Here is a 15,017-nt window from a genome sequence, read left to right as displayed (position 1 = left end):
CGGGGCGGCGTTCGACGACTGACCGGGCGACCGCCCGGGAAGCCTGGTTGGATCGCAGCAGGACCGACGGAAGGTGGGAAGCGGTGGCGGGGCAGCACGAGGTCGTCCACATCGGGGGCTACACGGCGGAGTCGGACGGGCGGGCCGAGGGGATCGTCGCGGCCCGGCGTGACCCGGCGACCGGGGCGCTGACCCCGCTCGGCACCGTGGCGGTCACCCCGTCGCCGTCGTTCCTGGCCCGGCACCCCGGGCAGCCGGTGCTGTACGCCGTCAACGAGCTTCCCGAGGGCGGGCTGAGCGCCTTCCGGGTGGCCCCGGACGGCGGGCTCACCGCGCTGGGCGTACGCCCGACCGGCGGGGCCGAGCCGTGCCACCTCGCGATCGCGCCGGACGGGCGCCACGTGTTCGTGGCGAACTACGGCGGCGGCAGCCTGGCGGTGTTCCCGCTGGACGCCGACGGGGTGCCGGGGGAGCGCACCGACCTGGTGCGGCACGAGGGGCACGGCGCCGATCCGGAGCGGCAGGAGGCGGCGCACTGCCACATGGTCTCGCCCGACCCGGCCGACGGGCCGCTGCTCGCCGTCGACCTGGGCACCGACTCGGTCTACCGGTACGACCTCGACGCCGCCTCGGGGCGGCTGGTGCCCCGGGGCCCGCGGCTGCGGACGCCGGCCGGCACCGGGCCGCGGCATCTGGCCCGGCATCCGGACGGGCGGCGCTGCTGGCTGGTCGGTGAGCTGGACGCCACGGTCACCGGGTACGACCTGACGCCGGACGGGCTGCGCCAGCGGGTCCGGGTCGACGCCAGCGGCCGGACCGGGCACGTGCAGCCCGCCGGGGTGGCGGTCGGGCCGGACGGCCGCTTCCTCTACGTCAGCAACCGCGGCGTCGGCACGGTGGCCGTGTTCGCGCTGGCGGGCGAGACGCCGGAGCTGGTGGCCGAGGTGGACGCCGGCGGTGGCTGGCCCCGGCACTTCGCGCTGGCCGGCTCGCACCTGTACGTCGCCGACGAGCGGGCCGATCTGGTGCGGGTCTTCCGGGTGGACCCGGCCAGCGGGGTGCCGGAGCCGGTCGGGGAGCCGGTGCCGGTGGCGAGCCCGACCTGCGTGCTGGTGTGACGGAGCCGTCACGCAGCGCGTGATCCGCAGTGGACGGTGGCTGCCTCGGTCACTGATTCCTAACTCAGCGTGCCGATTAAGTGATCAACTGTTTCTCCTGCGTAACTTTCGTCCGAACGGTTGTGGCAGTAACCCCACGAGATACGCAAGATGGTCATCGTGTCTGGCCGCCATCGCATGCGTCACAACCTCCGAGGAGCAGGCGCCGCCGCAGCGGCGACCGCGCTCGTCGCTGTCGTAGCCGGTTCCTGGTTCGGTTACCAGCAGCTGGCCGGCCCGAACTGCTCGGGCCGGATCGAGCTGTCGGTGTCGGCCGCCCCGGAGATCGCCCCGGCGGTGCAGGGGGCTGCCGACGAGTGGGTGGCCAACGGCGCGGCGGTCGGCGGCACCTGCATCGCGGTGAACGTCGCCTCGGCCGAGCCGGTCGACGTGGCCGCCGCCGTGGCGGGCAAGCACGGCGCCACGCTGGCCGGCGTCGGGCAGGCCAGCGGCACCGCGGTCACCCCGGACGTCTGGGTGCCCGACTCCTCGACCTGGCTGGTCCGGCTCAAGGCCGGCGGCGCGAGCGCCTTCGCCCCGGCCAACGGCGCCTCGATCGCGCGCAGCCCGGTGGTGGTCGCGCTGCCCGAGCCGGTGGCCACCCGGATCGGCTGGCCGGACAAGGAGTTCCGCTGGTCCGAGCTGCTCCAGCAGGTGACCGCCAGCAAGCCGCTGCGGGCCGGGATCGTCGAGCCGACCCAGGACGCGGCCGGCCTGTCCGGCCTGCTCTCGCTCACCGCGGCGGCCAGCTCCACCGGTGAGGCCGGCTCCCCGAAGGCGCAGGAGGCGATGGTCGGGGCGCTGCGCGCGCTGGCCACCAACCGCTCCTCGCTGCGGCAGGACCTGCTCGCGCGGTTCCCGCGTTCGTCCGACCCGACGGCCATCGCCAACGGGCTGGGCGCGGCGGCGCTGTCCGAGGAGGACGTGATCGCCTACAACAACACGAAGCCGCCGATCAAGCTCGCCGCGCTCTACCTCGACCCGCCGCCGATCCCGCTGGACTTCCCGTTCGCGGTGCTGCCCGGCATCGAGCCGAGCAAGGCGTCGGCCGCCCGGGTGCTCTTCGAGGCGCTGCGCTCCGCCGACTTCAAGGACCGGCTCGCCGCGCAGTCGCTGCGCGCGCCGGACGGCAACTGGGGTCGGGGCTTCCAGGCCCCGACGGGTGCGCCGAGCCCGTCCAACGGTGGGGAGAAGCAGGTCCCGCCGTCCGGTCAGGGCGGCGCGGCCGACCTGGACCCGGTCGCCATCTCGACGGCCACCACCACCTGGTCGGTGGCCACCCAGTCCGGTCGGATGCTCTGTGTCGTCGACGTCTCCGGTTCGATGAAGAAGCCGGTGGCCACCGCCAACGGCGCCAGCCGGGAGCAGGTCACGGTGGCCGCCGCCGGTCAGGGGCTGGGGCTCTTCGACGACTCCTGGTCGATCGGCCTGTGGACCTTCTCGACCAACCTGAAGGGCTCGCAGGACTGGAACGAGCTGGTCGGCATCCGGCCGCTGTCCGGCAACCGGGGCGAGTTGCAGCGCGGGTTGGCCTCCATCCGGCCCTCCAACGGCGACACCGGCCTGTACGACACCATGCTCGCGGCGTACAAGAAGGTCCAGCAGGACTGGGAGCCTGGCAAGGTCAACTCGATCGTGCTCTTCACCGACGGCAAGAACGAGGACGACAACGGCATCTCGCAGAAGGCGCTGCTGGACCAGCTCAAGAAGCTCCGGGACGACGAGCAGCCGGTCCAGGTGATCATCATCGGCATCGGCAACGAGGTGAACCGGGCCGAGCTGAAGTCCATCACGGACGTCACCGGCGGCGGCGCGTTCGTGACCACCGACCCGAGCAAGATCGGCGAAATCTTCCTCCAGGCGATCGCGTTGCGGCCACCCGCGCCGCGCTGATCCCGCACTCAGCGATAATCTTCCGCCGTGCCGGCGATCCGGTGCGGCGGAAGGCTTCCCGGGTCAAGGGCCTGGGAAGTGAACTGACGGTAATGTGTCCGAATCAATCGGTAACCATAATTGTCCTGGCATGATGTCCGGGTGCCTCGACCGCAGGCCTCCACCGGGGGCCGGGCGGGGACGGGGCGGTCCTGAGTTAAGTGGGGAGGACCGGTGACCTCGGCGACGTTGTTGACCCCTGCCAGGACGTCGCGTCCCGGGGGTGATCGACCCGGTGCGACGACGCGAGCCGCGGAGCGGGCCTACATCCGGGTCCTGGTGGTGCTCGACACCGCCGTGCTGGCCGTGGCCATCCTGGCCGGCTACCTGGCCCGGTTCGGGGACGAACAACCCACCGGGTCCGAGATCCCGTACGTGGTGGTCGCCCCGGTGCTCCTGCTGGTCTGGTTGGTGTCGCTGAAGGCCATGCGCTGTTACGACGACCAGGTCCTCGGCTACGGCGCGGACGAGTACCGCCGGGTCAGCGCCGCGAGCCTGCGGCTGGCCGGCGGCATCGCCATCGCCGGCTACATCGCCGACGTCGGGGTCTCCCGGGGCTTCCTGGCCATCTCCTTCGCGGTCGGCACGATCGGTCTGGAGGTGGCCCGTTTCGCGGCGCGCAAGCGGCTGCACCGCGCCCGGGACCGGGGCGCCGGCTGGTCCCGCAAGGTGCTCGTGGTCGGCGACACCGCGCACGTGCTGGAGCTGGTGCACACGCTGCGCCGGGAACCGTACGCCGGCTACCAGGTGGTCGGCGCGTGCATCCCGGACGCGCTGCTCGCCCCGGTGCCGCAGCGGCTGGGTGACGTGCCGGTGGTCGGATCCTTCCGGGGCATCCCGGAGGCGGCCACCGCGATCGGCGCGGACACGGTCGCGGTCACCGCGTCCGGTGAGCTGACCGCCACCCGGCTGCGCCGCCTGGGCTGGCAGTTGGAGGGCACCGGTGTCGACCTGGTGGTGGCCCCGGCGCTGACCGACGTGGCCGGCCCGCGCATCCACACCCGTCCGGTGGCCGGCCTGCCCCTGATCCACGTCGAGGCGCCCGAGTTCCGCGGCGCCCGCAAGCTGGTCAAGGGATTCGTGGACCGGTCGCTCTCGCTGATCGCCCTGCTCCTGCTCTCGCCGCTGCTGGGGGTGCTCGCGCTCGCCATCAAGCTGGACAGCCGGGGCCCGGTGCTGTTCCGGCAGACCCGGGTCGGGCAGGGCGGCGAGGAGTTCGGCGTCTTCAAGTTCCGCACCATGGTGGTCAACGCGGACGCCCTGCTCGCCGAGCTGGCCGCGCGCAACGAGACCGACGGCCTGATGTTCAAGATGCGCGACGACCCCCGGGTGACCCGGACGGGCCGGCTGCTGCGCAGGTGGTCGCTGGACGAGCTGCCCCAGCTCGCCAACGTGCTGCTCGGCCACATGAGCCTGGTCGGCCCGCGCCCGCCGCTGCCCTCCGAGGTGGCCCGCTACGACGGCGACGTGGCACGCCGGCTGCTGGTCAAGCCTGGCATGACCGGCCTCTGGCAGGTCAGCGGCCGGTCCGACCTGAGCTGGGAGGACGGCATCCGGCTCGACCTCTACTACGTGGAGAACTGGTCGCTCGCGGCGGACCTGACCATCCTCTGGAAGACGTTCGGCGCGGTGCTGGGCAGCCGGGGCGCCTACTGATCCTGCGGGCCCAGCCAGTCCAGGCAGACGACCACCGCGTCGTCCACCAGGTCACCGGCGACGAAGGCCCGCAGGTCGCCGATGAGTGACCGGACCGCGTCCAGCGGCTCCATCGGGCCGGTGCGGCGCAGGAACCGGTCCAGGGCCGACTCGCCGTAGCGGACCCGGTCCGCGGTGGCGTCGATCACGCCGTCGCTGACCACGAAGAGCCGGTCCCCGCGCTCCAGGTGGAACCGCTGCTCGCGGTAGTCGGTGCCCTCGAACATGCCGAGCGGGAACTGCTTCTCCAACGCCTGGGACGTCACCTCGCCGGCGCGCAGCCGGATCAGGTGCGGGGAGCCGGCGTCCACCGCGACCAGCGCCCCGGTGGCCAGGTCCAGCTCCATCAGGAGCACGGAGAGGTGCTGCTCGCCCCGGTGCTGGGCGTAGACCGCCTGGTCGGCCAGCGCGGCCTGGTCGGCCAGGGCCAGCCCGGCGCGGCGCGCGTTGCGCAGCGCGTACGTGGCCAGCGAGGTGAGCAGCGCCGCGGCCACCCCCTCGCCGAAGCCGTTGAGCACCGCGAGCCAGAGCCGGTGGCCGTCGTCGGACCAGTCGAAGCTGTCGCCGCGCACCGCGTACGCCGGCTCCAACTGGCCGGCCAGGCTGAACGACGGGCGGATGCGGCTGCGGCCGGGCAGCAGCTCCCACTGCATCTCGGCGGCCAGCGTGAGCCGCCGGCTGCGCCGGGCGCTCAGGTAGATGTCGGTGGTCGAGGTGACGGCGGCCACCTCGTGCCCGAGCACGGTGGCGACGGTGTCCAGCTCGCGGCGGGCGGCCGGGTCGGCGGGCACCGGCGAGACCCGGAGCACGCCGCGTCGTTCGCCCCGCATCCCCACCGGGAACCAGCCGGTCCCGTCGGCGAACACCGGCTCCTGGTGGTCGAACGCGTACCAGGCCGGGTGGCCGGGGCCGGTCAGCGCCTCGCCGCCGCCCAGCGGCAGCAGCTCGGCGAGCCGGTAGTCGACCTGGTACAGCTCGGTCCGGGTGATCCCGTACGTCCGCCGCAGCTCGTCGGCGAGGCGCGCCACGATGAGATCCGTCGGCGCGTCCGTCACGTTTCGGCGGGCGCGCGCCTCCGCTTCGCTCATCTTTGCTCCTTTGCACAGGTCGCCGGGCTGGGCCGGGGGGTAGTCTCGGGCCCACCATGACCGAGGAGCCCGGTCCCGTGGGACCCGAAGCGAGTATGTCCGCCGCCCTGGACGAGGCGGCGGGCACCCTGCTCTCCGTCTGGGAGGCGGCCCGGGAGCGGACCACGAGCCGCCTCTCCAGCGCCCAGTTGCGCGCGGTGATGGTCGTCGAGCAGTACGACGGGATCAACCTCCGCCGGCTCGCCTCGCTGACCGACATGCTGCTCTCCTCCGCCAGCCGGCTCTGCGACCGGCTGGTGGCGGCCGGCATGCTGGAGCGGGAGCCGGGCCGCTACGACCGCCGGGAGATCTCGCTGCACCTCACCCCGGCGGCCAACCGGCTCCTGGCCGAGCTGCGCGCCGACCGGCGACGCCGGCTGGCGCGGATCCTGGCCGGGATGAGCGCCGAGGGGCGGGTGGCGCTGCTGCGCGGGATGCGGGAGTTCGACGAGGTCGGTCGCCGCGACGAGGCGACGGTGGCCGAGGACTGGCCGGTGCTGCGCCCCTCCGGGGAGCGGATCGGCGACCCGCTGGTGGGTCTGGGCGCGCCGCCGGCGCCCGGTCGACCGGGCGCGCCCCGCGGGCCCGTCGAGCCGGTCCCGCCCGACGGCCCCTCGGCGGTCCGCACCGCCTGACACCGCAGCCCGGCCCTCCGTCGACACCGGCGGCGGGCCGCGCCGGCGGCGGCGCGCCGCGCCGGCGGGGGCGCGCCACGCCGGTCAGCCGGCCGCGACCGTGGCCCGCGCCGTCCGCAGCCGCGCGGCCACCCGGGGATACTCGGTCAGGGCCCCCTCCAGCGTGGCGAGCACGTCGTCCAGCAGGCGGCGGCCACCGCGAGCGGTGAGCGCCTCCTCCTGCCACCTGACGAAATCCCGCAACAGCCGGTCGTCGTCCACCCGTACCGTCGCCACCAGCGCGTCGACCAGGTGCGCGATGCCGGAGGCGACGTCCTCGACGCTCTCCGGCGGCGGATCCACCGCGCCCAGCGCGAGCCGGACCAGCTCGCGCCGGCGGTGCAGCACCGCCACGTACGCGTCGTCCGTCGGGGGCGGCGGCGGGCCGGTGTGCGTGCCGGCGGGCAGCGGCCCGGCCAGCAACCGCACCGCGTCCCGCGCGCTGGCGCCCCATGCCGCCGCGCCGATCGCCGTCGCCCACCGGCCCTCGGGGCCGAAACCGGGCCCGCCGGCCAGCACCGGCACCCCGGCGGCCCGACTGGCCTCCACCATCCGCGCCGCCCGCACCAGCCGGTTCGGCTGCACGCAACTGAGCAGCACCGCCTCCGGGCCGGTCTGGTGCAGGTAGGAGACCAGATGCCGGGCCGGCACACTGGCCCCCAGGAACGTCACCCGCCAGCCGGCCGCCCGGACCACCTCGCTGACGATCCGGGCGGCCAGCGCGTGCCACTCGCCCTCCACGCAGGCCACCACCACGAGGCCGTGGCGCGGCGCGCCGACGCTCGCGCCGAGCGCGTCCACCACCAGCTCACTGACGTGGGTGGCGGCATGTTCCTGGGCGACGCTCCACGAGCCGGTGAGCCACCGCCGGCCGATCTCCCGCTGCGCCACCGCGACCAGGTCGACCAGGACGTCCGCCACCGAACAGCCGCCGGCCACCAGGTCGCGGGCGAGCGCCACGGCGCCGACCCGGTCGGCCCGGTCCAGGTGGTCGAGGTACGCGGCGAGCGTCTCCGGCCCGATCCGGCAGGACGGGCTCACCCGGCGGCCACGGCCAGCATGGCGATGTCGTCGTGCGGCTGCCCGTCGAGCCACTCGTCCACGAGTTGGAGCACCCGGTCGACGAGCGCGGCCGGTGGCAGCCCGGCCCCGGAGGCGAGCGCCTGCCGCAGCCGGTCGTCGCCGAACATGGCCGGCTCGGTGGGGCCGCCCCGGGCCTCGGTGACCCCGTCGGTGTGCGCCAGCAGCAGGTCACCGGGGGCCAGGCGTACCTCGACCTCGGCGAACCGGGCCGCGGTCAGCGCGCCGACCGGCATGCCGCCCACCCGGACCGCGTCGATGCCACCGCCGGCGCGGACCACGAGCGGCGCCGGGTGCCCGCCGCCGGCCATCCGGACCAGCAGCCCGCCGTCGGGTTGCCGGCTCAGCGTGCCGAGCAGGAGCGTGGTGAACTGGGCCCGCGAGGCCGCGCCCGGCGCGTCCAGCAGCGCGCGGTTGAGCAGCTCCATCAGCTCCCGGGGGCGCTGCTCGACCAGGCGCAGGGTCTGCAACGACTGGCGTACCCGCCCGGTCAGCACGGCCGCGCCGACGCCCTTGCCGCAGACGTCGCCGAGCGCGAACAGGCCGCCGTCGCCGGTGGGGAACAGGTCGTAGAAGTCGCCGCCGATGCGCAGGCTGTCCCCGGCGGCGCGGTAGCCACCGGCCAGCGTCATCCCGGGCAGGCGGGGCAGCTCCGGCGGGAGCAGGCTGTTCTGGAGCACCCGGGCCAGGTGGGTCTGCTCGCCGTACAGCTCGGCGGCGGCCAGCGCGGCGCCGGCCCGGCCGGCGAACTCCCGGGCCAGCGCGATCTCCCGCTGGTCGAAGCCGGCCCGGTCGGGGCGGCGGGCCAGGACCAGCGCCCCGGCCGGCCCGCCGGCGCTGGGCATCGGGCTGATCAGCACGGTGCCCGGCCGGCCGAAGTCGGTGGGCAGCACCTCGGCCAGGTCGGCCAGCTCGGCGTCGAGCCAGGGGCTGGGCGCGGTGAGGTCGCCGTCGAGCGCCTCGACCAGACCGGGGACCGACTCCACGGTCCGCCAGCCGGCCACGCCGGTGATCGGCCCCGCGTCGCCGGTCGCGTACCGGATCCAGTGCGGCTCGTCCTCGGCCGGCGGCGGCGGTCGGTGCACCACCACGGCCACGTCGGCCAGGTAGGGCACCGGCAGGGTGACGGCGGCGCGCAGCGTCTGGTCCCGGTGCAGGGAGAGCCCGAGCCGGCTGCCGGCCTGGGCCAGGAACGCGGTCCGGGAGCGTTCGGTGAGCAGCGCGTCGGTGCGCGCGTGCTCCTCGGTGACGTCCCGCACATACCAGGCGCCGCGCTCCCCGGCCAGCCCGCGCCGCAGACCGCGCAGTCGCCGGCCGAGGTGCTCGGTCTCGAACGTGTCGGCGCCGTCGCGGGCCGCCTCGGCCAGCGCGGACACCTGGCAGCCGGCCAGGCCGACGCCCGGCGTCAGCTCGGGGAGAAGCTCCGCCGCCATGGCGTTCACCAGGGTCACCACGCCGGCCGGGTCGACCGTCACGACGGCCTCGGCCAGCCCGTCCAGCAACTCTCGGGCGAGCCGGTCGTCGGCCGGCAGCGCGACCCCGGCCACTCGCCGGGGTCGTTTCCTCCAGCCGTGTCCACCGCCGCTGACCGGCCCGGCGACACCGCCCCGGCGTGTGGCGGTCACCGCCGCTGGCCGGGCGCTTCGGTCGGTCGACCCGTGTGCATGCTGTCGGTGCACTCCTCGCTCGTGGACAGGTTGCCTGACGGCAAGCGTACCGAGCGGGAGCGACGAACGCCCGTCGAGGAATGCGCGAGGTCCTGCTCAGCCGGTGGCGGCCCGGGCGAGCCAGCCGACCGGGCGGTCGACGATGCGGCGTACCACCGAGGTGGCGCCGCCGACCGCGGCCGACTGGGCGCCGAGCGCGGCGGGCCGCACCGTGACCGGTGACCAGGCGGCGGTGAGCACCCGTCGGGAGATCTCCGCCACCACCGGCGGGCACAACCACGACGCGAGCGGGGCGTATCCGCCGCCGAGCACCACGGTGTCCAGGTCCAGCAGGTTCACCACGCCCGCCACCGCCACCCCCAGCGCCACCCCGGCGTCGGCCAGCGCGGCCAGCGTGGCCCGGTCCCCGGCCCCGGCCAGGTCGGCGAGCCGGGTGGCGGCGGTGTCGGCGGGCAGCTCCGCGCCGGGCAGCCCGGCGGCGGCGAGGATGGCCTCCTGACCGGCGTACCGCTCCAGGCAGCCCTGGCCACCGCACCGGCAGGGCCGCCCCTGCGGCTGGACCGGGAAGTGACCGATCTCTCCGCTCCAGCCGCGCGCGCCCCGGTAGAGCGCGCCGTCCAGCACGATCCCGGCGCCGATGCCGATCTCGCCGGTGATGTGCAGGAAGCTGCGCGGGCCGGCCGGCCCGGCGTACAACTCACCCAGCGCCGCCAGGTTGGCCTCGTTCTCCACCACCAGTGGCGGGACACCGTCGACCGGCTCGACGAGCGGACGCCCGGCGAGCAGCGCCGGCACGTCCACGTCCCGCCAGCCGAGGTTCGGGGCCAACCGGACCAGGCCGCCGTCGCCCACCAGGCCGGGCACGGCCAGCGTCGCGCCGGCCAGCGTCAACCCGTCGCGTACGGCGGCGGCGCGCGCCTCGGCGGCCAGCGCGGTGAGCCGGTCGAGCGCGTCGGCGGGGGAGACCGGCCGCAGGTCGGCGCGACGGACCAGGTGGTGCCGGACCGTGCCGCTCAGGTCGACCACGCAGGCCGCCAGGTAGTCGACGTTCACCTCCAGCCCCAACCCGGCCGGGCCGTCCACGGCGAGCACCAGGCCGCGCGCCGGCCGGCCCGCCCCGGTCCGTGGGGCCGGCTCCGCCTCGGCGACCAGCCGCCCGGCGATCAGGTCGTCGACGACGGCGGAGACGGTGGCCCGGGTCAGCCCGGTCCCGGCGGCGAGCCCGGCCCGCGACGGGGGCCGGTCGGCGGCGGCGATCCGCCCGAGCACGACCGCGAGGTTCAACTCGCGCAGGCTGCCCTGCCGGACCGCTCCGGCGGTGCTGGCGCTGGTCACCACTTGACACTGCCACATCCCCGCCATTTAATTCAACCGCTGAACAAATCGCGGACGACACCACCACCGGAGGTTCCCATGGCACCCCGTCCCACCCCCGCGGACAAGTTCTCCTTCGGTCTCTGGACGGTGGGCTGGACCGCCCGCGACCCGTTCGGCGACGCCACCCGCCCCGAGCTCGACGCCGTCGAGGCGGTGCACCGCCTCGCCGAGCTGGGCGCGTACGGGATCACGTTCCACGACGACGACCTGGTCCCGTTCGGCGCGGACGCGGCCACCCGGGACGCCCGGCTGAGCCGGTTCCGCAAGGCGCTCGACGAGACCGGCCTGGTCGTGCCGATGGTCACCACCAACCTCTTCACCCACCCGGTGTTCAAGGACGGCGGCTTCACCAGCAACGACCGCGACGTGCGCCGGTACGCGCTGCGCAAGGTGCTGCGCAACGTCGACCTCGCCGCCGAGCTGGGCGCGAAGACGTTCGTCATGTGGGGCGGCCGGGAAGGCGCCGAGTACGACCTGTCCAAGAACATCGGCGCCGCGCTGGAGCGCTACCGCGAGGCCGTCGACCTGCTCTGCCAGTACGTCGTCGACCAGGGCTACGACCTGCGCTTCGCCATCGAGCCGAAGCCGAACGAGCCGCGCGGCGACATCCTGCTGCCCACCGTCGGCCACGCGATCGCGTTCATCTCCACCCTGGCCCGCCCGGAGATGGTCGGGCTCAACCCGGAGGTCGGCCACGAGCAGATGGCCGGGCTCAACTTCGCCCACGGCATCGCCCAGGCGCTCTGGCAGGGCAAGCTGTTCCACATCGACCTCAACGGCCAGCGCGGCATCAAGTACGACCAGGACCTGGTCTTCGGCCACGGCGACCTGCTCAACGCGTTCGCCCTGGTCGACCTGCTGGAGCACGGCGGCCCGGACGGCGGCCCCGCGTACGACGGCCCGCGGCACTTCGACTACAAGCCCTCCCGGACCGAGGACATCGCCGGGGTGTGGGCGTCGGCCGCCGCGAACATGAGCACGTACCTGCTGCTCAAGGAGCGGGCCAAGGCGTTCCGCGCCGACCCCGAGGTGGCCGAGGCGCTCGCCGCCAGCCGGGTGGCCGAGCTGTCCACGCCGACGCTGAACCCGGGCGAGGGCTACGCCGAGCTGCTCGCCGACCGGACCGCGTTCGAGGAGTTCGACCCGGAGGCCGCCGGCGCGAAGGGCTTCGGCTTCGTCCGGCTCAACCAGCTCGCCGTCGAGCACCTGCTCGGCGCGCGCTGAGGCGGGCCGCCATGCCGCTCGTCGCCGGGGTCGACTCGTCGACCCAGTCCTGCAAGGTGGTGGTCCGGGACGCGGAGACCGGCGCGCTGGTCCGGCAGGGCCGCGCGCCGCACCCGGCCGGCACCGAGGTCGACCCGTACGCCTGGTGGGACGCGCTGCGCGCCGCGGTCGCGGAGGCCGGCGGGCTGGCCGACGTGGCCGCCGTCTCGGTCGGCGGCCAGCAGCACGGCATGGTCTGCCTGGACGAGTCGGGCGAGGTGGTCCGGCCGGCGCTGTTGTGGAACGACACCCGATCTGCCGACGCCGCCCGGGAACTGGTCGAGGAGGCCGGCGGCGGGGAGACCGGCCGCCGGTTCTGGGCCGACGCCACCGGCGCGGTGCCGGTGGCCAGCTTCACCGCCACCAAGCTGCGCTGGCTGGCCCGGCACGAGCCGGCGAACGCCGACCGGGTGGCCGCGGTCTGCCTGCCCCACGACTGGCTGACCTGGAAACTGGCCGGTGCGCCCGGGCTGGACGCGCTGCGCACCGACAGGGGCGACGCCAGCGGCACCGGCTACTGGTCACCGCGTAGCGGGGAATACCGGCTCGACCTGCTGGAGCAGGCGTTCGGCCGGCGGATTCGGGTGCCGGTGGTGCTCGGTCCGGCCGAGGCGGCGGGGCACCTCGACCCGACGGCGCTCGACGGCGGTCCGGCCGCGGGCCCGTCCGGTGCCGCGCGCTCGTCCGGCGGCGGGGCAGCCGGCGCGGTCGGCCCGTCCGGCGTCGCCGGCCGGGCGCTGCTCGGCCCCGGCACCGGGGACAACGCCGCCGCGGCCCTCGGCGTCGGCGCCGGTCCGGGCGACGTGATCGTCTCGATCGGCACCTCCGGCACCGTCTTCGCGGTCGCCGACGCCCCGGCCGCCGACCCGAGCGGCGCGGTGGCCGGCTTCGCGGACGCCACCGGGCGGTTCCTGCCACTGGTCGCCACGCTGAACGCGGCCCGGGTGCTGGACGCCGCCGCGACGCTGCTCGGTGTCGACCTGGACACGCTCGGCGAGCTGGCGCTGTCCGCCCCGGCCGGCGCGGACGGGCTGGTGCTGGTGCCGTACCTGGAAGGGGAGCGGACCCCGGACCGGCCGCACGCCACCGGCAGCCTGCACGGTCTCACGCTCGGCACCTCGACCCCGGCGCACCTGGCCCGGGCCGCCGTCGAGGGGCTGCTGTGCGGGCTGGCCGACGGCCTCGACGCGCTGCTCGCGCAGGGCGCCCGCGCGGACCGGATCATCCTGGTCGGCGGCGGCGCCCGTTCCGCCGCGGTCCGGCGGATCGCGCCGCAGGTCTTCGGCCGCCCGGTGGTGGTCCCGCCGCCGGGCGAGTACGTCGCGGACGGCGCGGCCCGACAGGCTGCCTGGGTGGCGCTGGGCGGCACCGCTCCGCCCACCTGGTCCATCGGCGACACCGAGGAGTACACCGCCGAGCCGGTCCCCACCATCCGCACCCACTACACCCAGGCCCGGGGGTAAGGACGGGCCCCTGTTAACGCCTCCCGCATAGAAGGGGCCCCGTTCAACACCGGGCGCACCGGGGGGTCGCGCTGCGCGAGGGGCGCGGGCCTGGTTGGCTGCCGGCATGAGCGGCACGAGGGTCTCCCGGCGCGGGAACGCGGCGCACCGGTTCTACAGCGTCGTGGTCTTCGTCGTGCTCGCCTCGCTGGACAATGTGGCGATCGGCCTGGTGCCACCGCTGTACGGGCCGATCTCCGGCGCGCTCGGCGTGCCGCAGCGGCTGCTCGGCCTGGTCACCGCCGTCAGCTTCCTGGTCAGCGCCGTGGCGGCGGTGGGCTGGGCGTACGTCGGGGACCGCACCAACCGCAAGCCGCTGCTCATGGTCGGCACGCTGATCTGGGCGGCCGGCACCGGCGGCAGCGCGCTGGCCGGGCACTACTCGACGTTCCTGGTCGCCCAGCTCGTCGCCGCGGTCGGGCTGGGCGCGGTCGGCTCGGTGGGCTTCTCCGTGGTCACCGACCTGATCTCGCCGCGCCGCCGCGGCCTGGTGATGAGCTTCTGGGGCCTGTCCCAGGGCGTCGGCACGCTGGCCGGCACGCTGGTCGGCGGGCTGCTCGGCGCGACCGACTGGCGGCGACCGTTCCTGCTGCTGACCGGCGTCGGCCTGGCCGCCACCATGGCGTACCTGTTCACCTACGACATCCGGCGCGGGCAGAGCGAGCCGGAGCTGGCCGAGGCGTTGGACGCCGGTGGCGAGTACGACTACCGGATCAGCCGCGCCGACCTGCCCCGGATCCTGGCCCGGCGGACCAACCGCTGGCTGATCCTCCAGGGGCTCACCGCGCAGGCCGCGTTCGGCTCGCTGGTCTGGCTGCCGGTGCTGTTCAGCCAGCGGGCCGAGGCGCAGGGCTACTCGGCGGCCACCGCGGTGGTGGTGGGCAGCGTCTTCGCCACGCTGTTCCAGCTCGGCGGCGTGCTCTCCATCGTGGGTGGGCTGGTCGGCGACGCGCTGCAACGGCGTACCCCGAGCGGTCGGGCCCGGGTCGCGGCCGTGGGCGTCCTCGCGGCCGTGCCGTTCTACCTGGTCCTGTTCTTCGTGCCGTTGCGCATCGACGTGCCGGACGGCGGCAGCTCCGGGGCGGTGGTGGCGGCGGTGCTGTCCAGCGTGCTGACCGAGCCGACGATCGGGCTGAGCCTGCTCACCGCCGTGGTGGCGCTGGCGCTCACCTCGGCCAACTCGCCCAACTGGTTCGCGCTGATCGCCGACGTCAACCCGCCCGAGCACCGGGGCACGGTCTACAGCCTCGGCAACCTGGTCAACGGCGTCGGCCGGGCGGCCGGCAACGGGCTGGTCGGGGTGGCGTTCGCCGCGCTGCGGGTGGCGTTCCCGCCGCCGTTGAACTACGCGGTCGGGCTGGCCGCGTTCCAGCTCTTCTTCGTCCCGACCGGGATCATGTACTGGCTGGCGGCCCGGACGTCCCCCCGCGACATCGCGCAGGTGCACGACCTGCTGCACGCCCGCGCCGACCGCCTCGACCGCCTCGAAGGAGGGGCCCCCTCTTAACGGGTGGGTGTCAAGAGGGGGCCCCGCCTATACCGG

At 75.2% G+C, this 15,017-nt stretch carries 11 protein-coding genes; 7 read left to right on the top strand and 4 right to left on the bottom strand.

The window, feature by feature from the left end:
• The first annotated feature begins 83 nt into the window (after window positions 1-83).
• The 3 genes from TPA0908_RS12205 to TPA0908_RS12195 all read left to right on the top strand — a co-directional run bounded on the left by TPA0908_RS12205 (window position 84) and on the right by TPA0908_RS12195 (window position 4,745).
• Window positions 84-1,118 (top strand): lactonase family protein, encoded by a 1,035-nt coding sequence (locus tag TPA0908_RS12205; RefSeq protein WP_281937507.1) that lies wholly within the window; start codon window positions 84-86, stop codon window positions 1,116-1,118.
• 156 nt (window positions 1,119-1,274) lie between these two features.
• Complete coding sequence (locus TPA0908_RS12200) at window positions 1,275-3,050, top strand: VWA domain-containing protein (protein WP_281938569.1); 1,776 nt, start codon at window positions 1,275-1,277, stop codon at window positions 3,048-3,050.
• A 213-nt stretch (window positions 3,051-3,263) separates the two neighbouring features.
• The gene (locus TPA0908_RS12195; protein ID WP_281937505.1) at window positions 3,264-4,745 is read left to right on the top strand and encodes a sugar transferase; all 1,482 of its coding nucleotides are present in this window, start codon (window positions 3,264-3,266) and stop codon (window positions 4,743-4,745) included.
• Here TPA0908_RS12195 and TPA0908_RS12190 read toward each other — a convergent pair.
• Window positions 4,739-5,872 (bottom strand): PP2C family protein-serine/threonine phosphatase, encoded by a 1,134-nt coding sequence (locus tag TPA0908_RS12190; protein WP_281937503.1) that lies wholly within the window; start codon window positions 5,870-5,872, stop codon window positions 4,739-4,741. The two genes, TPA0908_RS12195 and TPA0908_RS12190, sit on opposite strands and share 7 nt — an antisense overlap.
• A gap of 95 nt (window positions 5,873-5,967) precedes the next feature.
• Here TPA0908_RS12190 and TPA0908_RS12185 point away from each other — a divergent pair, with 95 nt between their 5' ends.
• The gene (locus TPA0908_RS12185) at window positions 5,968-6,546 is read left to right on the top strand and encodes a MarR family winged helix-turn-helix transcriptional regulator (RefSeq protein WP_281937501.1); all 579 of its coding nucleotides are present in this window, start codon (window positions 5,968-5,970) and stop codon (window positions 6,544-6,546) included.
• Between the two features lie 84 nt (window positions 6,547-6,630).
• Here TPA0908_RS12185 and TPA0908_RS12180 read toward each other — a convergent pair whose 3' ends face one another.
• The 3 genes from TPA0908_RS12180 to TPA0908_RS12170 all read right to left on the bottom strand — a co-directional run bounded on the left by TPA0908_RS12180 (window position 6,631) and on the right by TPA0908_RS12170 (window position 10,694).
• Window positions 6,631-7,626 (bottom strand): cobalamin B12-binding domain-containing protein, encoded by a 996-nt coding sequence (locus TPA0908_RS12180; protein WP_281937499.1) that lies wholly within the window; start codon window positions 7,624-7,626, stop codon window positions 6,631-6,633.
• Window positions 7,623-9,212 (bottom strand): PP2C family protein-serine/threonine phosphatase, encoded by a 1,590-nt coding sequence (locus TPA0908_RS12175; RefSeq protein ID WP_281937498.1) that lies wholly within the window; start codon window positions 9,210-9,212, stop codon window positions 7,623-7,625. The genes TPA0908_RS12180 and TPA0908_RS12175 overlap by 4 nt, the downstream gene beginning before the upstream one ends.
• 216 nt (window positions 9,213-9,428) lie before the next feature.
• Window positions 9,429-10,694: an ROK family protein gene (locus tag TPA0908_RS12170; protein ID WP_281937496.1), complete on the bottom strand. Its 1,266-nt coding sequence runs from the start codon at window positions 10,692-10,694 to the stop codon at window positions 9,429-9,431.
• 51 nt (window positions 10,695-10,745) lie between these two features.
• Here TPA0908_RS12170 and xylA point away from each other — a divergent pair, with 51 nt between their 5' ends.
• The 3 genes from xylA to TPA0908_RS12155 all read left to right on the top strand — a co-directional run bounded on the left by xylA (window position 10,746) and on the right by TPA0908_RS12155 (window position 14,981).
• Window positions 10,746-11,933 (top strand): xylose isomerase, encoded by a 1,188-nt coding sequence (gene xylA / locus TPA0908_RS12165; protein WP_281937495.1) that lies wholly within the window; start codon window positions 10,746-10,748, stop codon window positions 11,931-11,933.
• An 11-nt stretch (window positions 11,934-11,944) separates the two neighbouring features.
• Window positions 11,945-13,435, top strand: coding sequence for a xylulokinase (locus TPA0908_RS12160; protein WP_281937493.1), 1,491 nt, complete (start codon window positions 11,945-11,947; stop codon window positions 13,433-13,435).
• A 106-nt stretch (window positions 13,436-13,541) separates the two neighbouring features.
• Complete coding sequence (locus TPA0908_RS12155; protein WP_281937491.1) at window positions 13,542-14,981, top strand: MFS transporter; 1,440 nt, start codon at window positions 13,542-13,544, stop codon at window positions 14,979-14,981.
• Window positions 14,982-15,017 lie beyond the last annotated feature (36 nt).

This window comes from Micromonospora sp. AKA38 (genome assembly GCF_027925725.1).
Lineage (GTDB): Bacteria > Actinomycetota > Actinomycetes > Mycobacteriales > Micromonosporaceae > Micromonospora.
This window is presented reverse-complemented; position numbering and strand designations above follow the sequence as displayed.